General features: G+C 68.3%; 25 protein-coding genes and 2 pseudogenes. 9 read left to right on the top strand and 18 right to left on the bottom strand.

Going from position 1 to position 25052, the window contains the following annotated elements; genetic code table 11:
- Positions 1–230: 230 nt before the first annotated feature.
- Positions 231–425 carry a hypothetical protein gene (locus AB0L00_RS44090; RefSeq protein ID WP_364443899.1) on the top strand — a complete coding sequence of 65 codons (195 nt, stop codon included), beginning with the start codon at positions 231–233 and terminating at the stop codon, positions 423–425.
- Between the two features lie 251 nt (positions 426–676).
- Here AB0L00_RS44090 and AB0L00_RS44085 read toward each other — a convergent pair whose 3' ends face one another.
- Both AB0L00_RS44085 and AB0L00_RS44080 read right to left on the bottom strand, forming a co-directional pair.
- Positions 677–1045 carry an STAS domain-containing protein gene (locus AB0L00_RS44085; protein ID WP_364443896.1) on the bottom strand — a complete coding sequence of 123 codons (369 nt, stop codon included), beginning with the start codon at positions 1043–1045 and terminating at the stop codon, positions 677–679.
- Positions 1046–1749: 704 nt separating this feature from the next.
- Positions 1750–2781 (bottom strand): hypothetical protein, encoded by a 1032-nt coding sequence (locus AB0L00_RS44080; protein ID WP_364443894.1) that lies wholly within the window; start codon positions 2779–2781, stop codon positions 1750–1752.
- 226 nt (positions 2782–3007) lie between these two features.
- On the opposite strand from AB0L00_RS44080, the gene AB0L00_RS44075 reads away from it, so the two are divergent.
- The 3 genes and pseudogenes from AB0L00_RS44075 to AB0L00_RS44065 form a co-directional block, all read left to right on the top strand.
- Complete coding sequence (locus tag AB0L00_RS44075; RefSeq protein ID WP_364443891.1) at positions 3008–3616, top strand: TetR/AcrR family transcriptional regulator; 609 nt, start codon at positions 3008–3010, stop codon at positions 3614–3616.
- Positions 3617–3683: 67 nt separating this feature from the next.
- Positions 3684–3992: pseudogene (locus AB0L00_RS44070) on the top strand (RICIN domain-containing protein); the annotation flags it as partial.
- A gap of 19 nt (positions 3993–4011) precedes the next feature.
- Positions 4012–4059 (top strand): annotated as a pseudogene (locus AB0L00_RS44065) (hypothetical protein); the annotation flags it as partial.
- 1 nt (position 4060) lies between these two features.
- Here the strand turns inward: AB0L00_RS44065 and AB0L00_RS44060 are convergent.
- From AB0L00_RS44060 to AB0L00_RS44045, 4 genes are all read right to left on the bottom strand, one after another.
- Complete coding sequence (locus tag AB0L00_RS44060) at positions 4061–4633, bottom strand: hypothetical protein (protein ID WP_364443940.1); 573 nt, start codon at positions 4631–4633, stop codon at positions 4061–4063.
- Positions 4588–5028: a hypothetical protein gene (locus AB0L00_RS44055; protein ID WP_364443889.1), complete on the bottom strand. Its 441-nt coding sequence runs from the start codon at positions 5026–5028 to the stop codon at positions 4588–4590. Before AB0L00_RS44055 ends, AB0L00_RS44060 begins: the two co-directional genes overlap by 46 nt.
- 68 nt (positions 5029–5096) lie before the next feature.
- On the bottom strand, positions 5097–6185 hold the full coding sequence (locus AB0L00_RS44050) for a hypothetical protein (RefSeq protein ID WP_364443887.1): 1089 nt from the start codon (positions 6183–6185) through the stop codon (positions 5097–5099).
- Positions 6185–7123 carry a sigma-70 family RNA polymerase sigma factor gene (locus AB0L00_RS44045; RefSeq protein ID WP_364443884.1) on the bottom strand — a complete coding sequence of 313 codons (939 nt, stop codon included), beginning with the start codon at positions 7121–7123 and terminating at the stop codon, positions 6185–6187. Before AB0L00_RS44045 ends, AB0L00_RS44050 begins: the two co-directional genes overlap by 1 nt.
- Before the next feature lie 795 nt (positions 7124–7918).
- Here AB0L00_RS44045 and AB0L00_RS44040 point away from each other — a divergent pair.
- On the top strand, positions 7919–8575 hold the full coding sequence (locus tag AB0L00_RS44040; protein WP_364443882.1) for an isochorismatase family cysteine hydrolase: 657 nt from the start codon (positions 7919–7921) through the stop codon (positions 8573–8575).
- A gap of 161 nt (positions 8576–8736) precedes the next feature.
- Here AB0L00_RS44040 and AB0L00_RS44035 read toward each other — a convergent pair whose 3' ends face one another.
- Entirely contained in the window at positions 8737–9132 is a 396-nt protein-coding gene (locus tag AB0L00_RS44035) for a helix-turn-helix domain-containing protein (RefSeq protein ID WP_364443880.1), read from the bottom strand.
- Between the two features lie 154 nt (positions 9133–9286).
- Between AB0L00_RS44035 and AB0L00_RS44030 the strand changes: the two genes are divergently transcribed.
- Positions 9287–10150 carry an SDR family oxidoreductase gene (locus tag AB0L00_RS44030; RefSeq protein WP_364443877.1) on the top strand — a complete coding sequence of 288 codons (864 nt, stop codon included), beginning with the start codon at positions 9287–9289 and terminating at the stop codon, positions 10148–10150.
- A 28-nt stretch (positions 10151–10178) separates the two neighbouring features.
- On the opposite strand, the gene AB0L00_RS44025 is transcribed toward AB0L00_RS44030, so the two are convergent.
- From AB0L00_RS44025 to AB0L00_RS43980, 10 genes are all read right to left on the bottom strand, one after another.
- On the bottom strand, positions 10179–10358 hold the full coding sequence (locus AB0L00_RS44025; RefSeq protein WP_364443875.1) for a hypothetical protein: 180 nt from the start codon (positions 10356–10358) through the stop codon (positions 10179–10181).
- 305 nt (positions 10359–10663) lie between these two features.
- Positions 10664–11017 carry a DUF4387 domain-containing protein gene (locus tag AB0L00_RS44020; protein ID WP_364443873.1) on the bottom strand — a complete coding sequence of 118 codons (354 nt, stop codon included), beginning with the start codon at positions 11015–11017 and terminating at the stop codon, positions 10664–10666.
- Positions 11010–12446, bottom strand: coding sequence for an acyclic terpene utilization AtuA family protein (locus AB0L00_RS44015; protein ID WP_364443934.1), 1437 nt, complete (start codon positions 12444–12446; stop codon positions 11010–11012). The genes AB0L00_RS44020 and AB0L00_RS44015 overlap by 8 nt, the downstream gene beginning before the upstream one ends.
- A 16-nt stretch (positions 12447–12462) precedes the next feature.
- Complete coding sequence (locus AB0L00_RS44010; protein ID WP_364443871.1) at positions 12463–13524, bottom strand: ABC transporter ATP-binding protein; 1062 nt, start codon at positions 13522–13524, stop codon at positions 12463–12465.
- Positions 13517–15247 (bottom strand): iron ABC transporter permease, encoded by a 1731-nt coding sequence (locus tag AB0L00_RS44005; protein WP_364443869.1) that lies wholly within the window; start codon positions 15245–15247, stop codon positions 13517–13519. The genes AB0L00_RS44010 and AB0L00_RS44005 overlap by 8 nt, the downstream gene beginning before the upstream one ends.
- 31 nt (positions 15248–15278) lie before the next feature.
- A complete protein-coding gene (locus AB0L00_RS44000; RefSeq protein ID WP_364443867.1) occupies positions 15279–16409 on the bottom strand; it encodes an ABC transporter substrate-binding protein in 1131 nt (376 codons plus the stop codon).
- Positions 16410–16497: 88 nt separating this feature from the next.
- On the bottom strand, positions 16498–17292 hold the full coding sequence (locus AB0L00_RS43995) for a GntR family transcriptional regulator (protein ID WP_364443865.1): 795 nt from the start codon (positions 17290–17292) through the stop codon (positions 16498–16500).
- Between the two features lie 2 nt (positions 17293–17294).
- Positions 17295–18692, bottom strand: a complete 1398-nt coding sequence (locus AB0L00_RS43990; RefSeq protein WP_364443863.1) for a HAMP domain-containing sensor histidine kinase — start codon at positions 18690–18692, stop codon at positions 17295–17297.
- Positions 18685–19365, bottom strand: coding sequence for a response regulator transcription factor (locus tag AB0L00_RS43985; RefSeq protein WP_364443860.1), 681 nt, complete (start codon positions 19363–19365; stop codon positions 18685–18687). Before AB0L00_RS43985 ends, AB0L00_RS43990 begins: the two co-directional genes overlap by 8 nt.
- 3 nt (positions 19366–19368) lie before the next feature.
- Positions 19369–21516 (bottom strand): MMPL family transporter, encoded by a 2148-nt coding sequence (locus tag AB0L00_RS43980; protein WP_364443858.1) that lies wholly within the window; start codon positions 21514–21516, stop codon positions 19369–19371.
- 175 nt (positions 21517–21691) lie between these two features.
- Between AB0L00_RS43980 and AB0L00_RS43975 the strand changes: the two genes are divergently transcribed.
- The 3 genes from AB0L00_RS43975 (at position 21692) to AB0L00_RS43965 (ending at position 24701) form a co-directional block, all read left to right on the top strand.
- Positions 21692–22600, top strand: a complete 909-nt coding sequence (locus tag AB0L00_RS43975) for a site-specific integrase (protein ID WP_364443856.1) — start codon at positions 21692–21694, stop codon at positions 22598–22600.
- A gap of 487 nt (positions 22601–23087) precedes the next feature.
- Entirely contained in the window at positions 23088–24257 is a 1170-nt protein-coding gene (locus tag AB0L00_RS43970) for an ISL3 family transposase (protein ID WP_364443931.1), read from the top strand.
- A 21-nt stretch (positions 24258–24278) separates the two neighbouring features.
- Positions 24279–24701 (top strand): transposase, encoded by a 423-nt coding sequence (locus tag AB0L00_RS43965; protein WP_364443853.1) that lies wholly within the window; start codon positions 24279–24281, stop codon positions 24699–24701.
- Here AB0L00_RS43965 and AB0L00_RS43960 read toward each other — a convergent pair.
- Positions 24698–25052: transposase (locus AB0L00_RS43960; protein ID WP_364443852.1), on the bottom strand; the 355-nt coding region annotated here is incomplete at its 5' end. The two genes, AB0L00_RS43965 and AB0L00_RS43960, sit on opposite strands and share 4 nt — an antisense overlap.

Raw genomic sequence — 25052 nt, 5'->3', positions numbered from 1 at the left:
CCCGTGCTCCTGACGCTAGGTCGTCCAGCCTCCCACCGCCTCACCGGCGTCTGGGTGGGCCTCGGCGTCGGCGCGCAGGTCCGCCGTGCGCACCTTCAACAGGCCGAGTGCGCCGGCGAGGTCGGCGAGCTGGTCGCGTTCGGCTGCGCTGACCGGCGTCGCCCGGGAGGCCAGGACGTCGATCGTCTGGGTGACGGCGTCTTCCCATCCCCGCCGCAGCGGCCTGGGTGATGCGCCGTCTCGTACGGGCGGGCAGCCGGTCGGCGTACCGGCCCGGCAGTGCCCGCACCTGCTGGGCCATCCGCAGGCCGGCGCGCCGCGGCGGACTCGCGGCGACGTCGGTGTCGCTGCGCCATCGCGTCGGCGGCGGAGCGTACGAGCAGGGCGACGTCGCGCAGGACCTACATGACCTTCCCCTCCGGTGATCGCCGACGGCGTAGCGAAGGGCGTGGCCGGTGGCCTGCGACGTGGAGTTGGGCTGGCACGGACTTACCCCGGTCGCGCCCCGGTTCCCACGCCACTCACCAGCGGACGGGCCGCGACCTACGTTGCATAGGTTGCGGTTTCGCGGTGTTTGCCAGGTCGTTCGGGGGTTCGCCTAATGGCGTTATGTAACCCCAGGGTCTTTCTTGCCTCGATGTCGCCTGCCGTCGGGCAGGCGCTTGGGCGGGAGGGTTCAGGCGGGGACGCCAGGGCCGGCGAGCGCCTCGGGTTCAGTGGGCCCCTCGGGTCCGGACAGCTCCTGCACGCTGGGCACGAAGGCGTCCAGTCCCGCGATGGTCAGCCTGCGTTGCAGGTACACCGTTGGGCGCAGCAATATCAGCTGCCCGCCGGCCGGGCGGATGGCTCTGTGGGCACGGATGAAGCAGGCCATGCCGCTGCTGTCGCAAAAGGTCAGCGCCGACAACTCCAGCGCGATGCGCCGGAGCCCTGAGGCCAGAAGCGCCTGCAGGTGGTCCCAGAACAGTTCGACGGTCCCGTAGTACAGTTCGCCGGTCAGGTGCATCACGATCCAGCCGGCCTGGGGCCGGTCGGTGATGGTCAACAGCTCCCCCGCCGTCACAGCCGTCGCCCCCCAGCGTGCGCTCTGGATGCCGGTGCGGATTTACCCTGCGGCGGGCGATCTATTGCGCCGTGTCGCCGATGGATGGCGAACAGAGTGCCAAGGGCTTCGGTGAGACCGTCGTGGGTGGGGCGGTGGGTGAGGGTGTAGCCGGGCTGCTACAAGCTGCGTCAGGCGATAGCGGCGATGAGGCTGGCCGAGAAGGGCGACCTGGAGGCCGATCCGGCATCCGTCATCTCGATGCTGGGTGCGTGAAGGCGGGGTGGATGGCCGGCCATCCATCCAAACGACGCCGGTCACCGACCCGCCAGGCCAGACGTCAGGCCGCCCCGCATTTGGTCCGCAACTTCACGGCCGTCGCCCCTGACCTGTTGTGGGTCGGGACGTGACGCAGATCGACATCGGCGAGGGACCAATGCATCTGGTGACCGTGGAGGACATGTTTCGTCCGCCGGCTGCTGGGGTTCGCCATGTCCGCCCACCAGGACGCGGATCTGACGATCGCGTCGTCGCCGATGGCTGCGGCCACCCGCAGCGGGAACGTGGAGTGGTGATCTTCCATTCCGACCGCGGCAGGAGCTCACGTTCGGGAGCCGACGGCGAGGGCGATGTCGTCCGCGTACGGGGCCGTGTGCGGCGTCGCGGGATGGACCATGGTTCGGTGTGGCCCATCCCGCGCAGGCGCGTCAGCGCCGCTGCAGCTTTGCGAGCATCAGGGTCGGGTCGTTCCCGGCGAGGTTCGCGCCGTTGGTCACATAAACCCGGTTTCCTCGAACGCGGACGGCCGTGGTCCCCTGCATGCCGTCATCGGCGCCCAGCAGGGTCTCGTGGGCGCCATCCGCGCTCACACGCACGAGCTTGCTGCTCTGGTTGATCGCGGCAAGGATCTCGCTGTTCCGACCGGTGAAGTCGAAGTCGTCGATGCCCTCCAGCCCCGTGGCCCGGACCTCGGCGCGACCGGAGCCGCCGTCCTTGGTCACCGGGATGCGGACGATGGTGCCGCGGTCGGAGTTGGTCGCCCACACGGCGCCGTCGTGGATCTTCATGCCGTTGGCGCCGAAGAAGCCGACGGGCGTCAGGGCTGGGTCCGCCGACCACACCGAGGCCTCGCCGCCGCTTAGCGGGGCCTGCCAGATGCGCCCGCCTGCGGAGTCGGTGGCCAGGAAGCGATGCCGCCTACCGTCGATGACCAGTGCATTGGGGAAGGTGTCGGCGGGCAGCGGCACGACAAGCCGGGGCTCGCCAGAGCGACGGAGCTGCCAGATCCCGGTCAGCCCGCCCTGCCCGGAGGAGTAGAGGAAGTACACGGCGCCGCTGTCCGACCGGGCGACCCCGGTGACATCGGGGGCCCCGACGACCGGGGTAGTGGTGCCGCCGCCCGGAGGTAGCGGCATGGTGGCGAGTACCTGGAGGGCCCCGTTCCGCGCGACCCTCACCACCTGGCGGGCGGAGATCATGCCGATGACCACGCTGCCGCCGGGCTCCAAGGCGATGCTCTCGGCGACCTGGCCTGCGGCCCGGTCGAAGTGGGCGAGGACGCGCACGTCGCCCAGGCGGGTGCCGGCTGTGCGGTCAGGGTCTGTCGGGATGGTGGCCGAGACCGCGGTCGGGTCCGGGGCGGCGAGGGCCGCCGGAGCCGTAGCGAGCGCGGCGAACAGGCCGACGAGACCGAGCGTGGCGGCGCGCCGCCGCAACCGGGCGGGTCGGTCGAGGGACATGGCTTTCCTTTCCGTCGTACGGGACGGAGAGGGACGGCGATGGCGCCGACCGTGATCGCAGACATGGAGCCGGCGACGCCGGGCGCCCCGTGGCGTGAGATGACGAACACAGTTCTTCTTCCACCTCCCCGCCAGACTGTATCGCTCAGTACAGAAGTTCTGTGGCAGACTGTATCAGGCAATACAAAGAAACTGTACCGAGAAGTACAGAACATGGAGGAGGTCCATGGGACGCACACCGACCACCACACGGGGTCGCGCGACTCGAAAGCGCATCCTTGACTCGGCGGCAGACCTCATCGAGCGGCGCGGCGTCGCGGCGGTGACGCTGGAGGATGTCGAACGCGCCGCGGGGGTCGGCCGCAGCCAGCTTTACCACTACTTCGACGACCGTGACGACCTCATCCGATCTGTGGTTCATTGCACCGTGGACAAGGTGTTGGCCGCGCAGGAACCGCTGCTCTTGGAGGTCGACTCGCTGGCCGGCATCGACCGCTGGTTCGACGCGATCGTGGCCAACGGAACGCGGCGGGACGCGGTCGGTGGCTGTGCGATCGGCTCGTTGGCCAGCCAGCTCAGCGGCCGCGACGACCTCACCCGGCAGGCGTTCGTGGACGCCTTCGCGCGCTGGGAGGCCCCCCTCATCTTGGGCCTGCGCCGGATGCAGGAGTCAGGCGAGCTGCGCCCGGACGTGGAAGTGACGGAGTTGGCCGACCTCACCATGGCCGCGATCCAGGGCGGCCTCCTACTCGCCCAGGTCCGCCGCACGCCGGACCAGCTCCGCCTCGCCCTGCGCGGCGCGCGGGCGGCACTGGAAGACGCGCTCACCCCCTGACCTGAACGCGGTCCGCCTGCCGCTCAGCGCAGGCGGCCCATCATGCACTACCGAAACCACCTGCGGGGTGCACAGCAAGGCGGCTGCGCTGCCGAAGAGAGCGAAATCCTCGGCGGCCTCGGGCGCCGTGATCAAGAATGTGATGACCGGGATGTGCGTCGACATCCCTGATTTCGGCAGAGGGACGATCGACGGCCGGGTGCAGCAGCACACGTGTGACGGATCGTCCGCCGACAACCAGCGGTGGGATCTGGTCGCGGGCCCGAATGGCGCCGACCTGTTCACCATCCGCAACACCAAGGACGGCTGCTGCCTCGACCTGCCCGACTACGGGACCGCCGACGGGGCTGATGTGACCGAGTGGTACTGCGACCCCCGGCCCCGGCGACAACCAGATGTGGTATCTGGAAAGGAAGTCCTCGGGCGAGTACTGGATCCGGAACGTCAAGAGCCCGGGCGACGAGTGCCTCGACGTGGCCAGCTTGAACGGCTCTGGTGGGCAGGACGCCAAGCTGACCATCTATCCGTGCAGCTACCACCCGCTGCGGCGTCGACGTCCGGAGGGGCAGCGCCGTTCAACTCCGGCAACGCGGTCAGCAGCACGCGCATCACCGCACGGGGGTCGCTGGTTCCGGGGCCGCCGGCCGGGTCCGTGTTGTAGGCCGCCCAGTACTCCGGCCACACGCTCGTGATGACCACCAGGTGGTTGCGGCCCATCAATACATCGGCCAGCCTCGCCAGCGCCTCGCGGCCGTCAGTGTCGTCGGCGTAGTGCCGCAGTTCGTTCAACCACAGCACCGACCCGCCCGGCACTCCCTGTTCCAACATCCTCACCAGGGCGCCGGCGGTAGGCGGGTACAGCACCGGTGTGCGCGGCAGCCGTGCCCGCACGGCCTCATAGGCCGCGCGGGACTTGCCCGTTGAGGAAGCACCGCGCAGCACGACGAGACGGTTCGCCGCCACCTGGGGACTCAGCACCGCATAGAGCAGATGATCATGCGCCCGCTGGACATACACCGGTAGCGGGGTGCCGCCGATCGCCCGGTGCACGCCCAGGCGTACCGGCCCCACTGCTCGGCCGGCCAGCCTTCGCTCACCTGCTGGCCTACTCCGACGTGCGTACCCGCTGCCGACGCCGACGGGCGACGCGGCATCCGGTGGCGCTCGACCTCGGTATCGCGGCTCTGCTTGGCCTCGGCCAGCAATCGCAGCCACCCGTCCACGTCACCGGGCGCGCTGCCCAGGCCGGGGTCACGACCAGCCCTCCCAAGGCACAGCTCCACCACCGCCACTAGCGGCCCGGTGCCCGCCGGCAGATGCTCGCCCTTCTTCCAGTCGTACAGCACGCTGCGGGACACCACGCGGGGCAGCGCCCGCACCACACCGTCCGGGGTCAGCCCAGCCGCACGCAACAGCGCGGTGAATGCGTGTACGGGCCACCCGGCTGCCGGGCGGCCCGTACGTTATCACTGGTAGCGGGTCAGAACTTGCTGGCCTTGATGTCAGCGAGCCTCACCCGGGAGGTGTGGTAGTACGTCGCGTTCAGCGGCTTGCCCGGCTCCCTGTTGAACAGGGCGACGGGAGAGCCTGTCTTGGCGTTGATGACCAGCGACTCGACGAGCCCCGAGTGGTCCAAGTTGGGCCAACTGTCCGCCAGCGTGAGCGTGGGCTGGCCGGCGGTGGTGGTCTTCGTGACCTTGACGTGCGGCATCGACGCCAGGATTCGGAGCACGCCGGCCCGAACCTGGGGGTTCTCCGGTGCCGCGACGAGCGCGTCGAGAGAGTTCGTCCAGATGAAGTTCTCGGTCTGATCCTTCTTCTGCGCAGGGGTCAGCGGCTTCAAGGGCACATACTTCTTGCCCTTCGCCTTGGCGATGGCCTTGAGCTTCTCGTTCGCGGCCTGGGTCGGGTCCGGGTGGGGCTTGCCCGGGACGAGGTTGGCAACGGCCATCCGTGCGCGCGCGGTGCCGATATCGCCCTTCACGGCGTAGAGCGCCGCCGCGATGTCACGTTTGAACTGGCCCTCATCCTCATGATGGGGATCCTTGACCGCCTTCACCAGGGAATTCTTGCTCACCGCCCAGTAGTAGGTGCCGTCGTCGCTGAACAGGTCGACGCCGTTACCGCCCACCGCGTCACTGGTCGGTGACTGGTTACGGATTTCCAGCGTCGCGTCGCCCGACAGTTCGGCTCGCAGCGGCGTGATGTCCGCGGCCAGCTTGGCAAGGATCGGGTTCGCCGCTGCCGACGTCGCGCCCGCGGAAGGACCACCGTTCGCCGATGTCTTGTGGCTCGACGCCGATGTGGACGTGACGACCAGCGCCACCGCCGCGGCCGCGGCCAGTCCGACGGCGCCGAAGCCCGCCGTACGACGCGCGCCCCACCGAGTCCGCCTGCGAGATGCCGCCTTGATCTCCGTCACGCCTTCGACCTCCGTCGTCCCTTTGTTCTCCGATACCTCTTCCACGGCCATCGCCGCCTGCAGCACGGCCCTCGCCTTCTCGAAGGCGGCCGGCCGCACCGCCTCGGCACCCTCCAGGCGCCTCAGCAGGTCCATCTCGTCAACCATCAGTTGGCCCCCTTCACCGCGTTCTGATCGGTCAACAGCGCGACCATTCCTGGCGCGTTTCGCAGCGCCATGCGTGCCTCGTGCAGGCGACGGCGCGCTGTTCCCGGCGGCATGCCGAGGACCCGCCCCGCGTCGGCGACGGTCAGGTCCTCCCAGGCGACCAGGGTCAAGATCTCCCGCTGCTGCGGCCCGAGCAGCGCCAGAGCGCGCCGCAGCACCGACTCGCCGTCGACACGGTTGTCCACGGCGGCCCACGGATCCCACCCGGACGCCACAACGCTCATGTCCGCCACCGGCTCCTCCGCCGGGCGGGATCGCCAGTACCGCCGGAGCGTGTTGTGCGCCACGCCGATCAGCCACGGGCCGGCGTCGGGGAACGCGCGGTCGTACTTCGCCCGGGACTTGAACGCCGCCACCCACACCTCACCGAGCAGGTCCTCGGCAGACTCCCGGCCGGCCCGTCGCGTGAGGTAGGCACCCACCGCTGCCTCGTGACGCCGGACGACCTCGACGAAGGCATCCTGATCGCCGTCGAGCGACCTGGCGATCAACTCCGCATCATCCGGATCAGATGTCATGACTCTCCTCGCAGCCGGATTGCCCCACATCCAGGGATTGCCAACCGATACGGCAAAACGTTCAGCGCTGGTCAGCGCCTTGGCTCTCGAAGCTGCCACCTTCCTGGAGCAGGGTGCGGATCGGCAGGTCCGAATGCTGCCGGGCCGACGGCCGGTCGACCCGGCCGACCACCGTGGCCTGATCCAGAGGCTGCGCGTCGGCTCCATCCAGATCTCGCGGTCGACGACCTCGACCAGGCCGAGAGGTAACCTCAGCCACTGACCGACCTTGCGCCAAGCGTGGTGTCGGGCACGCGCGAGTGCATGGCGATTCATCCAGCGTTCGACCTTGTAGGGGCCGGTCGTCTTGTGGCCGAACACGGGCAACGGCGGAGGGCGACTCTGGCGTTGCCCGCCGACCTCGACGACGCTACACAGCGCTCTGAGGGCGTTCGCCCTTTTAGCACCCCAATGGCCGCAGAAGACCCCAACAACAGCCAGCGCGCATGCCGCCGACCGGCCGCGCGTCTCACGACTCACTGCCTGAACGAGCTGGCCACCTCGGCAGACACCAGCGGCGGTCCCGCGATGTGACCGAAGAGCACGCTCCCCCGGCGCCGGGGAGTCATCGGCGGGCGGCGCAATCTTGCTTGCCAGTCCTGGAGGTGCGAACGTGCACACCAGGCTCAGGGACCAGGTGTCCTGGCCACCGCGCTCGGCGACCAGCGAACGACGACGGTGTCTGCCTCCCTCAACGGCTACTCATGGCGCGAGCGCTCGTCGCGTCGCTGACCTCCCCCATCCCAAAGGAGGCCGGCGCGGGCGGCACGTGTCTCCAGGTCGGCGTCGCGGGCCATCCGCCATGCGGTTTACCAAAATTGTCCGGTTACCCCGCCGGAACTTTGGTCGGTCGCGGACAAGTCCTTAATGCCCCGGCTCACTGGATCTGATGCGGGCTCGCCGCATGTGATCCGGCCGGGCGGCTATCTGATGCCGGCTCAGTGAAAGTGATGCGAGATCTGTGGGGGCTCTGCCACGATCGTGTGCGGGCGATGACGCCTTACGTGGATCGAGAGGGCCTTGCCGTCGGATGCCGAGGTGCGGCAGCACGAGTGGTGGATCGATCCTCGGGAGTATGCCCGGCATGAGGCTCGCCGTGGCCGCCGGTTCGCGTTCGTGAACCTTGTCCCGGCCCGTACCGCGCTCGTGGTGATCGACATGGTGCCGTTCTTCGTGTCCGAGAACCCGTACTGCCGCGGCATCGTGCCGAACATCGCCCGCATCGCCGATGCCCTTCGAGGAGCGGGCGGCACGGTCGCCTGGGTCCTTCCCGCAGTCGGCGAAAGGACGCCGGTGCTGGATGAGTTCTTCGGCCCGGAAACAGCCGAGGCATACCGCGCGTCCGGCGGGACGGGTCCGCTGCCCGAGCGGTTGTGGCCGGAACTGGTGGTCCGTCCCGGTGATGTGCTGGTGGAGAAATCCGCTCCCAGCGCGTTCTTCCCCGGCCGCTGTGACCTTCCGGGAGTCCTGGAAGAGCGCGGCGTCGACACCGTTCTGATCAGCGGAACCGTCACCAACGTGTGCTGCGAGTCCTCCGCCCGCGACGCCGCCACCCTCGGACTGCGGGTCATCATGGTCGCGGACGCCAACGCGGCCCGGCGCGACCAGGACCACAACGCCACGCTGCACACCATCTACCGGTCCTTCGGCGACGTGCGCTCGACGTCCGACCTGCTCGACATGGTCCAGGCCGCTGACGTCGCCCATGCGCACTCTTCCACAAGCATCACGTTCACTGAGCCGGCCACCAGCACGACGGATCAGTGGATCTGATGCAAAGGAGAACAAGCCGTGTGCCCTCGCATCAGAACGAGCCGCGCCAGGACACTTACTGAGGTTGAACTCGTGTGTCGCCGCGTTGCTCAGGTGAGTCTGATTGTCGGGCCGGTCTCGGCAAGGCAGCCGTCTATGGCCAGACCGTCGGCCGCCGCCGATTACCGGGTGCGGTCGTCGTACTCTTCGCGGGCGGTGATGACTTCTTCGATGTGCAGCACGGACCACTCCGTGAGCGCCTTCAGCGGTTCCCGCAGCGTCTGGCCGAGCGCGGTCAGCTCATACTCCACGTGCGGCGGCACCTCTGGGTAGACGGTCCGGCTGACCAGCCCGTCGCGTTCGAGGGTGCGCAGCGTCTGGGTGAGCATCTTCTCGCTCACGCCCGCCAGAGCCTGCCGGAGCTGGCTGAACCGGGAGGTCCCGTTCCGGCCGAGTTCGCCCAGCACGAGGACCGCCCACTTGCTGCCGATCTGGTCGAGCAGGTCCCGCGACGGGCAGCCGTGCTCGTACGGATCGAATGACGGTATGGGCCCGGTCACGTTTTCGACAGTCGCCATACGGCTCACCTCGATGCTTTCGCTGGGGTAAGTACCCTACCAAGAAGTGGCTACTTTCCAAGAGAGAGTGTGCAGGTCATCCTGAATTCCATCCCGCCGCGGACGAACCGCGACAGGCGCGCGAGGCATCGCGCGGAAGGAAGGAATGACCACCATGTCGATCGTCGTCACCGGAGCCACCGGCCAGCTGGGCAGGCTCACCGTCGAGGCACTGCTGCGGCGCGGGATCCCGGCCGCGGACATCATCGCGACCGGCCGGGACATTGCCGGGATCAAAGACCTGGCCGACCGAGGCGTCACGGCACGCCGCGCCGACTTCGCGGACACCGACAGCCTGGCCGAGGCCTTCGCGGGGGCAGACAGACTGCTGCTGATCTCGGCCTCGGTCCCCGTGGACGAGCGGGTCGCCAACCACCGCCGTGCGATAGACGCCGCGGCGGCCGCGGGCGTGTCGCTGGTGGCGTACACGAGCACGACGCACGCGGACACGGCCACCACCATCATCGGCGCCACGCACGGCGAGACCGAGGAGTACCTGCGAGACCGCGGAATCCCCAGCGTGCTGCTGCGCAACGGCTGGTACCTGGAGAACTACACCAGCCAACTGCCGCAGATCCTGCAGAACGGCGCCGTCGTCGGCGCCGCAGGCGAGGGGCGGATCAGCGCCGCGTCCCGCGCCGACTACGCCGAGGCCGCAGCGGTCGTCCTCACCACTGAAGGCCACATTGGCGCCGTGTACGAGCTCGGCGGCGACGAATCCTTCACCCTGACTGAGCTCGCCGCCGCGATCTCCGCTGCGGCCGGAAAGCAGGTTACCTACGCTGACCTCCCGGTGACCGACTTCGCTCAGGTACTGGTCGCCGCGGGCCTACCCGCCGAGCTGGCGGAGGTCCTCGCTGACGCTGACCTCGGCATGAACCGCGGCGAGATGTACACCGACTCTGGCGATTTGCGCCGCCTGATCGGCCGCCCGCCCGTGACCCTGGCCGAGGCACTCGCGGTCGCCCTGCATGACTGAGGTTGAACTCGTGATGTGGCCGGGTTGCTCAGGTGGCTCTGATTGTCAGGCCGGTCTCGGCGAGGCAGCCGTCTATGAGTTCGCTGCGGTACTGGATGTGCCGTAGGCCGCGCCGGATGCGCTGGACGAGGTGTTCGGGGGCGCTGAAGGCGGCGTTGGAGAGCCAGCCGCGTCGCAGGAGGGACCAATCCGTTGGGGGCCTCGACACCCCACGCGCCGCGGATGATACCTGCGACCTTCAGCTCGGCCGGATCCACGACCAGGCCCGTCTCCTCCTTCAGCCCAGGTCGCCCTCCACCGTGTCCAGCTGAGACCGCAGTTCCCCGACACGGACGTCCAGCGCGTCGAGCTCGCCAGGAGGCGTCGGCGTTGCCCAGCAGGTTTCGCGCTTCGCTGCGTTTGGCGATGCCGGCCTCAACTACGGCCATCTCCTCTTCCCACCGGGTGACGGCCTCCGCATCGCGCACGTTCGTACGGTGCGTATGCTCGGCCGACCGGAGGGCCCGCCATCGTTCAGCTGTGCGCAGCCGCATTCCCGGTGTCAGGTCCGGGGACGGTCAGATCCGCGAGTGGGATGTGCTGCTGGCCGGCGTGAATGTCTCGGTCGGCCAAGCTGCCTTGGATGGCCGGGCGCGGGAAGGATGCCTTTATCACCCGGATGGCGGGCAGGTGGTACAGCTGGACGACCGCGGGGTCTACTCGGTAGAGGACGCCGATCGTGTCTCGGGTGAGCACGCCGGATTCCTCGACCCATTGGTAACTGGCGGCGGATGCGAAGAACACGTCGAGCGTGATCCAGAACGGGCCGGCGTTCTTCGATCGGACCAGTTCGGCGATGTCGGCCAGGGTGCGGGGGGTCTCAGCCATGCCCGACCTCGCTGTACACGGTGCGGAACAGTTGGTGTGGCGCCTCGACGTCGACCGCGTGGTTGAGCACGAACTTATAGACCGCACCGCGCTCCATCTCGGCCGGGGACGTCGCGAACGCGAAACTCGGCAGATATTCGCTGCCCGGCAGCGGTAGATGCAACAGGAGGGGATTGGCGATCTTTGCGATGGCCGTCGCGGCGGCCTGGTCGGCGGCGCGCGCCTGGAACAACACCCCTACCTCGCGTGGCGCCGCGGTCTCGGGTTCCAGCGGGCCCAGTACGGCGTTGGCGCCGTAGCAGCGGATCTGGATCTCATAGTCGCCATCCCTGAGGCCGAGCAGCGTACGCACCTGGTCGGTGACCATCATGCGCAGGGTGCTTTGCCATGTGGCGAGGTGACCCAGTATCTGTGGGTCGCGGATGCCGACGAGAATGACCGTCTCATAGCCGGCGAGCGAGCTGCCCTCCAGTTTCACCGTGTACTGCTGGGCCGGCTCGAATCGGGAACCCTCGACGCGTACGCGCCGGTCGTCCAAGGCCACATAGGTGGCATCGGAGGTATCGATGGTGCCGGAGGGTTCCCGCATCCGGAACGGGTCGACGTTCTCATAGATCATGTGTGCCGCGACCGAGGTCGGCGTGCACGCGGCGTGCTCGTCGAGGGGTTCGACGGTGAAGCCACCACGGTCGATGCGTACGTGGACGCCGCCGCTGCGGGGGCTGGTCGTGCAGAGCCCGCCGCATTCGACGGTCTTGGCGGCGTGCCATGCCGGGCCGGCCGGCAGGCCATGACGGAGGGCGAGTGCGGCCACCGAGGACGTGTCGGTGGCGCGTCCGGTGAGGATCACCTGGGCGCCCGCGTCGAGGGCCTGGGCGATGGGCTCGTGGCCCATCAACCCGACGATGTGCGTGCAGGAGTGCAGCGTGTCGGGCTGGAGAGGGCCGAGCGGGGGCAGTGGCCGGATACGCCCCGCGTGCAGAGCCGGCAGCAGCGTGCTTGCCTGCTGCTCGCTGTAGATTTTGGCGAGACGGAACGACCATCCACCCTGCTCGGCGATGGCGGTGACCATGTCGGCGATCCAGTCGACACCGGAATCGGTTCCGGATGTGCCGCACGAGGTCACGATCAGCGGTATCCCGGCTGTGCTCGCGGCCGTCAGCAGCAGGCGAAGGTCCCGTTCGACCGCCGAGCCGGTGGTCTTGGCCGTCGCTGTGCCGAGGTAGTACGGACCGGAGTCGGTGGAGCCGCCGTCGACGGCGATGGCGTCGGCGCCCAACTCGATGCCGCGCCTGATCGTGTCGGGCGGGAATCCGCCGCCGAGCATCCCCACGGGGAAGATGACACCGACCGAATCGGGGGTGCCTGCCGCAGGGCCGTCGGCGTCATAGGGATCGGACAAGATATGGGTCACTTGAGCTGGCTCCATCACAGGTGAGGAACGGTCAGTCGACAAAGGTGGCGACCGCAGGGGGGATTCGTACGTGAGATGTGTCGCCGCCGGGACGAGTCCGGCTGCGGACGATGAGCTCCAGGCCGCCGACGCTCACGCGGGATTGGTAGTGATCGCCCAGGTAGGAGGTGTCGAGGATGGTGGGCTCAGGCCCGTCCCCCGCGGTATCGGTGAAGACGATGTCCTCTGGCCGAACGGCCACCGTCGCCGGCAAGCCATCGGCTCCGTCGCGGCGCCCTCGAACGACGATTCCGTCCGGGAACTCGGGGGTGAGCAGCAGGCACTTGCCCCCGGGCCCGGTGCGGACGGTGCCGGTGAGGAAGTTGCACTGACCGACGAATTCGGCCACGCGGCGGTCCGCCGGTTCGCCGTAGACCTTCTCGGGGGTGCCGCTGCGCAGGATGCGACCCTGGTCCATGACCACGATGCGGTCGCTCATCGCCATCGCCTCGTTCTGGTCATGGGTGACGAACACGGTGGTCAGGCCGAGGCTGTGCTGCAGTTGCTTGAGCCAGGTCCGGGACCGCTCGCGGAGTTTCGCATCGAGGTTGGAGAACGGTTCGTCGAGCAGGAGTACGCCCGGTGAGTAGGCCAGGGCCCGGGCGAGAGCGACACGCTGCTGCTGCCCGCCGGAAAGCTGGTATGGGTAGCGGTCGGCGTAGGCGCCCATCTCCACCAACTCCAGGACCTCGGCCACCCGGGACCTGATCGCCTGTTTGCCCTGCCTGCGGACCTTGAGCGGGAAAGCGACGTTGCCGGCGACGGTCAGGTGCGGCCAGATCGCGTAGGACTGAAACACGACGCCGAGGTTGCGGTGCTCGGCCGGGCTGTCGATGCGGGCGTCGGCGTCGAAGAAGGTGTCATCGCCGCAGCGGATCGCTCCCCGCTCCGGTGACTGGAATCCGGCGATCGACATCAAGGTGGTGGTCTTGCCACATCCGGACGGGCCGAGCAGGGTGAGGAACTCCTTGTCCCGTACGGTGAAGCTGACATCGTCGAGGACCCGGTTCGTGCCGAATGACTTCACCAGGTGCTCGACGTGGATTTCAGGCATGACGGACTCTCCTGATTGCGCGTGCCCCGATCGCGAGCACGACGGCGACGATGAGAACTTGAACGACCGCGAGCGCGGCGACCGGCCCGACGACGCCCTGCTGCCAGTACTGCAGCATCGTGACGCCGATGACCTCGGTGCCGGGTTTCTGCAGGAAGACCACCGGGTCGTAGTCGTTCAGGAGGGTGATGAACATCAGCAGGAACGCGGCCAGTAGTGACGGGCGCAGGATCGGCAGCAGGATGCGCCGCGCGATGGTCCACCATCCGGCGCCGCCGGCTCGGGCGGCCCGGTCGAACTCATCGTTGATCCGGGCCAGGCTCGGGTAGATGACGACATAGGCCAGAGTGATGTTGCGGACCGACAACGCGATCAGCTCACCCCAGATGTTGTTGCGGACCTGCGCACCCGGCGGGCTGACCATGAGGTAGGACCAGAAGAAGCCGATGCCGAAGATGATCCCGGGCACCGCCCGGGGATAGACCAGCATCGGGGAGATCGTGCGGCGTAGCGGGAACCGGGACCGGTGGGCGACCAGAGTCGCGACGGCGACGAACCCCACGCTGATCGCGCTACCCAGCAACGCGATCAGCAGCGAGTTCGTGATCGAACGCCGGAAGGCCACGTCGGTGAGCACCTGATGCCAGCTGTGGCCGGTGAGCAGGTGCCACGGCGCCACCAAGGTCGTCAGCGCCTTGACGCCGGACATCATCACCAGGCCGAGCAGCGGGATCGCGCTGGTCACCGCGATGAACGCGCCGACCAGCAGCGACAGCGGACGCCGCCAGCCGCGTAGGTCGAGCGGCTGGTAGGCGCCTCCGCCCCGGGCCCCGGCGGCCACGAAGCGTTGCTCCGCGCCCAGCAGGCGGCTCCGCAGGAGCAGCAGAACCGAGACGACGAGCAGGAGCAGCACCGCTCCCGCGCTGACGTAGGACGGGTCGGGGGTGATGCTGCCGCTCCAGGCGCTGTAGAGGTAGCTGGCGTAGAAGTCGATGTGGGCCGGCGGCCCGAGGAACAACGGGATGCCCAGCACCTCCAGCGACAAGGCGAAGATGAGCACCGTGCAGTCGAGCAGGGCCGGGCGCAGCAGCGGCAAGGTGATGGATCGGATGACCTGTACGGGACTTGCCCCGGCGCTGCGCGCCGCGTCCTCCAGTGAGGAGTCGGTCCCCGCCAGCGCCGCCTGGCAGGTCAAGAACGCGATCGGGATGGTCACCGCCGCGCCCAGCAGGGCCATGCCGGGGAGGGAGGACAGGTTCCAGACCGGCAGGTGGAGATTACGGCCGACCAGGCCGGTCAGGTAGCCGCTCTGGCCATAGATCGAGACCCAGCCGACGATCAAACCCAGCGGAGGGATCACGATGGGCGCCAGCAACAGCGTCGAGTAGACCTTCCGCCCTGGCATGTTCGTGCGTCCGCACAAGATGGCGAATGCCGATCCCGCTGCGACCGCGAGCACGGTGGTTCCGACCGCGAACAGCAGGGTGTTCTGGACGGCGCGCCAGAACGCCGGGTCGGCGAACAGGGTCCGGTAGCCCTGCACGGTGAAGACCCCACCGGGCAGGTAGTAGGGCTTGCTGCGGAACGAGGCATAGAGCAACGGCACGAGCGGGCCGATGACCAGCACGACGACGGCGCCCCACACGATGCCCTGCGACCAGCCGACGGGCAGGCGGCCTCGGTGGAGGCGTGGCCGAGCCACCGGTGCGGCTGTGGTGGTCACGCTCCTACCCCTCTCCCGTATCCGGTGCGGATCATCGGTGGAAGGACTGGTTCCAGCGCCTGGTGATCCCTGCTTGCGCGTTGAGCACCTGCTGGTCGATGGGGACCGTGTACACCGTGCCGGCGGGAACCTGGCTCTTCAGATTGGTCAACGAAGCCGTGCAGCCACCCGCCGGCTTGTAGTTGTTCATCGATGCCTCGAACCCGCCCGCACACAGCGCGTCCTGCCCGGCCTTGCTGTAGAGGAAGTCGAGGAACAACTGCGCCGAAGCAGGGCTGCTCGCCTTGGCCGTCACCGCGATGGCCCGCGGAATCAGCGGGGTGACGTCCTTCATGAACGTGTAGCCCGCCAGTCCCTTGTACTTCGGGAGGACGCCCTGCGCGAGCCCGGACGTGATGTAACCGACCGACGCCCCTCCTTGGATTATCTGCTGCAGACCGTCCAGGCCCTCGTTGTAGGTCTTGGTGTTGGGCGCTATCGCGTCGAAGTAGCTCCACACCTTGTCCGCGCCGAGCACGTGGATCATGCCGTACACCGCGGCGTAGGCCAGCGGGTTGTCGATCGGATACGACACCAACTTGTACTTGGCCGGGTCGGCTTTGCTGTCCGCGGCCAGTTGCGCGTACGTGGTGGGCACCTGCGCCGAGGTGAGCAGCTTGGAGTTATGGGTCTGCAGGATCGGCTCCGGTGACATGACGAACACGCCGTGACCCTGGTTGGTGTCGGCGGGGAAGTTCTCCAACCCGGTCGGGGTGACGTTGGCGGGGACACCGTTCTGCTCGGCCTGTAGCCACGAGGCCGGGGCGCTGGCGAAGACCAGATCCGCGGTCCGCGCTCCCTGGGCGGCCTCGGCCTCGTACTTGGAGAACACCTGGTTGTCGCTGAGGTCGGTCTCGGTCACCTTGATGCCGGGGTACTGCTTGCCGAACGCGTTCATCACCGGCTGCAGGTACTGCGTGGGCGCGTTGCCGTAGATGACCAGGCCCTTCTCCGACTTCGCCGCGTTCACGAGGCGAGCCACCGGCGTCGGCGCACTGGCCTGCGACGCACCACCCGCCGACGTCGAGCCACCGGAGGACGAACACGCCCCCAGCCCCGCGCACATCACGGCGATGACCGCCGCGGCTACCGGCTTGTTCCAGCGAAACCCATCAGGCTTCATGATCTCGTCTCCTCCATAGCATATTTGCTATAGCAACCATGTCGACACTTGAGTCAGCGCGAAGTGGAAGGGTGTGTGGTGTGGTCGGTTACCGGCCGCGATCGTCGGCCGGCACTGCTGTCCGCTCGCGTTCGGCGAGGGTCAGGAACCGTTCGCCGGCATGGAGGGCGTGGGTGCGCGTGAGCTCTTCGGCCCGATCGGGGTCGCGTGAGCGCAACGCCTCGAGGATCTCTTGGTGATCTTGATGACCTTCGTGGGCCGGGTAGTCAGTGCCCAGGGTGGTGGCCGCATGCAGTCGCGCCGTCCAGTCGAACGCGGTCGCGGTGGCGATCATGTCGACGAGCATCGGATTGCCGGAGGCCTCATCGATCTGGGAGTGGAAACGCCGCGTGAGGGTGAGGATCTCCCGCGCCACCTCTTCCACCGGCCGTCCATCGCGCGTGACCCGCTGAGCCGCCGCGTGCGTCTCGGCGATCTGGCCGAGCTGCCGAGCCGACGCGCGGGTCGCCGCGAGCCGCGCCGCGACCCCGCGAAGTGCCGCCTCGATATGGACGAGCTCGCGGAGTTGGGCGATCGTCGGTGCCGCGACCGTGAGCGTCCGCCCCTCACGCACGAGGAGGCGTTCGTGCTCCAGCCGCGATATCGCCTCCCGGATGGGTGTCGGGCTCACCTGGAACTGCGTGGCGAGCCCCCGCTCGGTGAGCCGCTGTCCGGGGACGAACGTGCCGTCGGTGATGCTCTGGCGCAGCGCACCGTAGGCCTGGTCCGCCAGCGATGGACCGGTCGTCAGCGGACGCATCGAACCACTCATGCATCCCACCCGATCTCCGAGAGGGGCGCCTCCGAAAGGCGCCAGGCTATTTGCTATAGCGAACTTCATCATCTTCAGCCATCCACTGTCAACGAACGGGAGAGGCGTGGCAGTTCGATGGCCACGTGTGCGCCCGGTTCTGGAGTATCGGCGGCCCAGATCCGGCCCTCGTGCGCTGAGGCGATTTCGCGGGCGATCGCCAGGCCCAGACCACTGTTGCCGCTGGCGCGATCACGGCTGGCATCGAGCCGGACGAAGCGGTCGAAGACCCGTTCTCGATCCCCCGCCGGGATGCCCGGTCCATCGTCGAGGACGTGGATGCGGACGGTGTCAGGCGTCGCGACGACCGTCACCGTGACCTTGGCCCTGGCATAGCGGACGGCGTTGTCCAGCACGTTGCCGACCAGCCGGCCGAGGTCGGCGCGATTGCCGTAGAGACACGCGTCCTCGGCGAGGTCGATGTCGATGGTGAGTGCGCGCGCCGGGGCGGCGCCGACGACATCACGTACGAGGTCACCGACGTGCACGGTCTGCCGGTGGCCGACCGGGGTGTGCTCATCGGCCTTGGCCAGGCGCAGAAGGTCCTGGATGAGCCGTTCAAGGCGCGCGGTCTGGTCGGCGGCGCGGGCCGCCACGGTCGGCCACGGTGCCCGGTCGGAGTGGGCCAGTGCCACGTCGAGGGTGGTGCGTAGCGCGGCCAGCGGGCTGCGCAGTTCGTGGGAGGCGTCGGCGACGAAACGCCGCTGGCGCAGTACGGAGTCCTCCAGCCGGGCGAGCATCTGGTTCATCGTTTCGGCCAGGTGCCCGATCTCATCGGCCGCGCCCGGTTCGGGCACACGGCGGGACAGATCGGCGGAGGTGATGTCGGTAACGGCGTGCCGAATCTGCTCCACCGGCCCGAGCGCGCGCCCGACCACGATCCACACGGCCACGGCTGCGAAAGCCAGGATGACCGGGAATCCCATGATCAGATGGACGGTGAACTCCGAGTCGATCGCGCTGAGGATGCCGGTGGGGGTGCCGGCGACGATGGTGACCGGCCTCCCGTTGACGGTCTGGCGAATCGCCACGACTCCCACATCGTCGGGTATCACACCACCGGCGCCCTTGAGGCGGACCGGCCGGCTCGATCCGGCGGGAAGCGTGAAGGCGGCCGGGACCCCGGTCAGTCCCCGGGTCGCCGCCAGCACGGTGCCATCGGCGGCGATCACCTGGGCCTGCGCGGCCGGATCCAGCGACGAGCCAGGCAGCGGATGGGGCCAGTTCCCGGTCGGCGACGCCTGGGCGATCTGAGTGATATAGGTCTTTAGCTGGGTGTCGACAGACCGCCGTACCGAATGCATCTGCAGCAGGTAGAGCAGGACGATCCCGCCCGTGATGGCGGCAGCAGTGATCAGGCTGGCGACGATGGTGACACGCGTACGCAACGATCGCCTGCGGCGCAACCGAGCCCGCAGTCCGGCCTCAGCCACCGTGGTCGTCCTCGATCAGGTAACCCTCGCCCCGTACGGTAATGATGATCGGCGAGCCTGTCGGCGAATCGATCTTGCGGCGCAGCCGGTGGATGTGGACCTCGACCACCGCCGGGCCACCGTCGTACGCGGCGTCCCAGCAGTGGTCGAGCAACTCGGTCTTGGACACGACGCGGCCTTGGCGCCGCATCAGGTGTTCCAGCACCGACATTTCCCGGCTGGACAGCTCCAGTTCCACCCCATCGCGCCATGCCCTGCGGCTGGCCGGATCGAGGGTGAGGCCGGCGGCCGTGATCACCGTCGGCCTCACCCCGAGCCCGCGCCGGGTGAGTGCCCGCAACCGGGCCAGCAGAACCGTGTACGAGAACGGCTTGGGCAGGTAGTCGTCCGCGCCGACGTCGAGCCCTTCGGCCAGATCCAGGTCGTCGTCCATCGCCGTCAGCATCAAGATCGGCGTCCACAGACCCTGGGCTCGCAGCCGGCTGCAGACCTGGAAGCCGTCCAGCCCGGGCAGCATGACGTCGAGGATGATCACATCGTGACCGGTTTCCTGGGCCTTCCACAGACCCTCTTCACCGTTCTCGGCGACGTCCACGACGTACCCTTCCGCCTCCAGCCCCCATCTGAGGGACTCGGCCATGTCCGGCTCATCCTCGACTACCAGCACTTTCATGGCTCAAGCATCTCCCACGTTCACCGGGATCCGCTCTCGCGGGGTCGGCTCCGAGGTGCCGGCCCGAGGCAGCCGCAGCAGCCGGGCGGCCCAGTCGGGCATCCACCAGTTGGCCTTGCCGAACAGCGACACCAAGGCCGGCAGCAACAGCATCCGTACGACGACGGCGTCGAGCAGGACACCGGCGGCCATCCCCGAGGCGAGCTCACGGACCGTGATGTCGTTGGCGCTGGCCAGGGACGCGAGGGAGAAGAAGAGGATCAGCGCCGCGCTGGTCACCAGCCGCCCCGTCCGTGAGACTCCCTCCACGATCCCTTCATGGGTGGAACCGGTACGGTCATAGCCCTCCCGCACCCGGGCCAGAATGAACACCTCGTAGTCCATGGAGATGCCGAACAGGAACCCGAACATCAGCATCGGCACGAAGGTGTCCACCGATCCGGTGCCCGACACGCCCCACAGCGCCTGGGTGCCGAGCCCGTGCTGCCACACCAGGACCACGACACCGTACGTCGCCGCCACAGACACCGCGTTGAGGAGCACCGCCTTCGCCGGGAGCAGGATCGACCTCAGCCCGCGCGCCAGCAGCAGGAACGTCACGAGGGCCACCAGACCGAACATCAGCGGAAACGCGCCGTATGTGGAGTTGACCTCATCGATCTGCTGCGCGGCATGACCGCCGACCAGCACACCCTGCGGCACTGTGCGCCTTACGTCGCTCAGCGAGGTCCCCGCGTGCGAGGTACCGATCTGATGGTTGGGCAGCACGACCACCAGGCCGTTGCCTCCTCGCTGCCAGGACGGGCCGGTCGGGGCGACCGCACCACGCACGCTGGACAGGCCGCTGAGCGACGTCGCCACCGCCTCCGCCTGCCCGGCGGAAGGCACCCAGATCGGGATGGTGGTGAGCGTGCCGCTGGGAAATCCATCGGCTTCGAGGGCGTGCAGGCCATCGGCGTAGGGTCCGCTACTGGCCAGCGCGGATCCGGTCGGCTGGGCGACGTTCATCGTGGCCGCGGCCCCGGTCAGCCCGAACAGGATGGCCAGGCCGCACACGGCGGCCATGACCCGGTGGCGGATGACCTGGCCCGACCACCACGTCCAGAACCGGCTCGCCTTTCCGCTGGCTCCGCGTCGCGGCCAGTCCAGCCGGGGGCCCATCTTCGACAGCACCGCCGGCAGCAGTGTCAACGCCACCAGCGTCGCGGTCGAGGGGATGAACAGTCCGGAGATGCCGATTCCGCGCACCAGCGACACCGGGACCACGATCAGTGCGAACAGGCCCAGCGACGCGGTGATACCGCTGAACATGACCGCGTGCCCGGCCCGCTGCATGGCGGCCTGCACCGCCTCGGCGTTCGGCCTGCCCGCAGCGCGTTCCTCACGCCACCGGTTGACGATGAGCAGCGAGTAGTCGATCGACAGGCCGAGCCCGAGCAGCGCGACGATGTACTGCACGGCCGGGTTGAACGGTGTTCCGGACGGCACCACGAACGTCAGGGCGTAGATGAACAGTTGCATCGTCAGCACCGAGATCAGCGCCATGATCAGCGGCAGGAGCGCGAGGAAGGACCCGAACACCCAGGCGAGCACGATCAACGCGGCCAGCGCGCCGACCAGCAGCTCCGTCACCACACTGGACTTGCCGCTGGAAGCGTTACCGGACGCGAGCGCGTTGATGCCGGTGCCGTGCGCCGTGGCCCCCGGCACGGCGACTCTGGCCGCCGCGGCCAGCCGATCCAGCACTGGCCCCGGTATGTCGCTCCCGGCCACGGGCGGATAGACGAGCAGGATCGTGCTCCGACCCCCGTTACCCACCAGGGCCTGGTTACCGGTCGAAGCGTAAGAGATCTCCCGTAGCGCGGGCATCGCCTTCGCGATCTGTGCGTCGAGGCCACGCAGCTTCGCCGCTATCCCTTTAGACGTGACCGTCGTGCCGTTCGGCAGATCGATCACAACCACGCCCGTGTCCGACGCGCTGCCGCCATACTGCCTGGCGATCTCCTCATTCGCCGTGTACGCGGCAGTGTTCAGGTGGATGCCGCTCTTCAGCCGGCCCGATACCGACGGGGCCAGCAACAACCCCACCCCGGTGATCGCCAACCACACGAGCCCGACCACCAACCGGTGCCGGACCACCCATCTACTCAACGAGCCCAAAAGATGCCTCCCGAACAGAGTCCCGCTGTGTCAGCCCCGGACTCTAAGAAGCACCGGCTTTCAGTTCCCTTACCATCGCTCCGGGTAGTGGGTTCTCCTACCGGGCGCCTGGGGAAGGCCTGCGGCGAGGAGTTCGGCCAGGCAGGCGCAGCGCTCGATCAGCACCGTGACGAAGGCCACCGCGCGCCGGGCGGTCCGCCGCTCGGCCGGCCCGGAAATGGCTATATCGGCGCTAGTGCCCACTGAGCTGGGCGAGCGGCAATGGAGTGACGTCCTGGCGATCGCGGCCAAGGAGCCCGTTCGCAACCGCGTCATGCTCGCTCTGGCCTACGATGCTGCGCTACGGCGCGAGGAGCTGTGTTCGCTGCCCACCGATGACCCCGACCCCGCGCACCGGACGCTGCGGATTCGGGCGGAGACCACCAAGAACCGGCTGGAACGGGTGGTGCCGTACTCGGCGGCGACCGGCGTGCTGTTGTCGAGCTACCTGGCGCATCGGGCGAGGATCAGCAGGGCGTGGCCCGTTGTTTTTGTCGGAGTCGCGCCGCAACCAGGCCCACCCGTTGACGTTGTGGACCTGGTCGAAGTGCGCACGTACGTCAGTGACTGGGCAGCCGGCCAGCTGTCTGTCTACGGTGCGTCACGGCGACCCGGCACCGCCGAGTTGCATAGTTATGCAGCAGGGAGCACACCCGCGATGGCCACGCTGCACAAGATCGCGACAAAAGAGCACCCACGGAGCACCCGCGCCGCTGAAACGATCACTACAAGATCCACCAAACCGACGAAACCCCAGGTCAGCGGCCAGGTGAGTGGTAGGGCGCCTGGGACTCGAACCCAGAACCTATGGATTAAAAGTCCACAGTTCTACGAGTATCCGCAGCTCGACGCGCTATCGTGTCCTGCTCCACAGTGCCACTACGTGTCATTCGGTCCGCATTCGCCATTCCTTTTACAACGTACTAGCCCGACGGGGTACCGGGTGCTGCCGGACGGTACCGCGACGTACGAGCACCCGCCGAGCAACCAAACCGGCCGTTGGGCTTGGATAACTATGCGTCGCGCCCGCTCCTGAGGTCTGACACCCATCGCCGAGTGTGTCCGCTGGCGATGGGGCAGCGCTCTCGACAGGCTGCTGGGCGTCTCCCCAGGTCGCTTTCAACGCCTCCTGCGCCGCGCAAGCCGTCGGCGTGCGTAGTCCGCCCGCACTCCGTGCGACTCGTACCAGCACACGCGGCGCAGCAGTTCCGGAGCTACCATCGCCAGCTCGGCAGCGGAGCCCGTGACCGTATGTGCTTCGTCGACAAGCACGATGCCAGAGCGCGTCGCTTCCTCAGCGAGGTCAATGCGACTGGATTTCCGCATGACAAGTAGGCCCTTTCTCGGTCGCAGGGAAACGGTCGCCTGCTCATACTCTGTCTCGCTGATGTAACCCGACTGCTCCCCGACAGGAACCCGTCGGGGAGATCGGCGGCCAGTGTCAACGACGCGCGAATGTGGGCTCTGGCACGGATTCCGTGATCTTGACCCGGCAGGACCGCCCGGCTTGGTGATCATGGTTGGTGACGGTCTCGGAATTGTTGACGTTCTTCTTCCCGCACCTGGCTGACGTGTGTATCGATCGGGTTTTCCGCGCTGGTAGGTCGGTGCGGATTCAGGCGCGAACCGGGACGTCGGAGGCGGTGTGCCCGTCGTGCGGGATCATGTCGGGGCGGGTCCATAGCCGGTATGAGCGGCGGCTGTCCGACAGTGCGATCGGCGGCCAGGAGACCATGATCCATCTGCAGGTCGGCCGGTTCTTCTGCAGCAACGAAGCCTGCGGCAAGCAGACCTTCGCCGAGCAGGTGGCAGGCCTGACCGTCCGCTATGGCCGGCGCAGCGTCGGATTGGGCGCGCAGTTGCGGGCGATCGCGCTGGCGCTGGGCGGCCGGGCCGGTGCCCGCCTGACGCATCGGCTGGCGGCGGCGGTGAGCCGGATGACGCTGATCAGGATGATCCGCGCCCTTCCCGACCCGGATCACCATGCCGGTCCCGTGGTGCTGGGGGTGGATGACTTCGCGCTACGTCGGGGCCATACCTACGGCACCGTGTTGATCGACATGGCCGCCAGCCGCCCGGTCGATGTGCTGTCCGAGCGTTCCGCCGATGCGCTGGCCGCGTGGTTGGGTCGCCATCCCGGCGTCCAGATCCTCTGCCGTGACCGTGCCGGGGCTTATGCCGACGGCGCCGCCCGCGGCGCGCCCGAAGCGATCCAGGTCGCCGATAGGTGGCACATGTGGCGAAACCTCGGCGAGGCCGTCGAACGCACTGTCGCCAAACACCGCGCCTGCCTGCGCGACCTGCCATCCACAGTGATGGATGAAAACCATCCGCCCGTGCCTGCACTGGCCGATCCGGGACCCGCCAGCCCGCAGCGCCGAAGTGGACGGCTGCCGGAGCGGACACGCCGTCGGCATGCCGCCGTCCACGATCTGATCGCTCAAGGGCACCCGCTCCGCGCGATCGCCCGCGAGCTGGGGATCAGCCGCAACACCGTCCGCCGATTCGCTCGCGCCAGCGAGCCCGAAGAACTCCTGGTCAACGACGGCACCGGACGACGCCGGAAAACGCTGGACCGTTACGCGCCCTACCTGCGGCAGCGATGGATGCAAGGCTGCACCAACGCCGAGCAGCTCCTCGGCGAGATCCGCGCCATGGGCTACCGCGGAGGCGGCACCGCGCTCCGCCAATAGGTCCGGCCATGGCGCTCGAGCATGTCGGCCACTCTGCCGCCTCGCGTTCCGCCGACGGTCCGGCAGGCCGCCGGCTGGATCCTACGTAACCCCCAGCACCTGGACACAGACGAGCAGCAGAAACTGGACGCGCTGACGGCCGCCTGCCCAGCAGTGGCCGCCGTCCGCGAACACGTCCGCGGCTTCGCCGTGATGATGCTGCACCTTCGCGGACGCGACCTCGACCGCTGGATGGACGCAGTTCAGGCCGACGACCTGCCCGACCTGCACTCCTTTGTGGCCGGACTACGCCGGGACTACGACGCCGCCCGCGCCGGCCTGACGCTGCCCCACAGCTCGGGCAAGGTCGAAGGGCACGTCAACCGCATCAAAATGATCAAACGCCAGATGTATGGCCGCGCCAACCCCGACCTGCTGCGCAAACGCATCCTGCTCGCCGACTAGGGCCTGTCTCGAAGTGAGTGGAGCCATTCGTTGATGGCGGTGATGTGGATGGTGGCCTCGTAGCGGACGGCGAGCTTGTCGTACCTGGTCGCGACGGCGCGGTTGCGTTTGAGCCGGTTGATTCCGCACTCGACCGCGTGACGCTGCCGGTAGGCGACCGCGTCGAAGGCGGGCGGCCGGCCACCGTTGGAACCTTTGCGGCGCCGGGCTGCGTCCTGGTCGGCCTTGCTGGGGATGGTGGCTTTGATCCCGCGGCGGCGCAGGTGAGCGCGGTTGGCGCGGGAGGTGTAGGCCTTGTCGGCCAGGACCCGGTCCGGCCTGGTCCTGGGCCGGCCGCCGCCCAGGCGGGGC

Source organism: Actinoallomurus sp. NPDC052308 (assembly GCF_040679195.1).
Lineage (GTDB): Bacteria > Actinomycetota > Actinomycetes > Streptosporangiales > Streptosporangiaceae > Actinoallomurus > Actinoallomurus liliacearum.
This window is presented reverse-complemented; position numbering and strand designations above follow the sequence as displayed.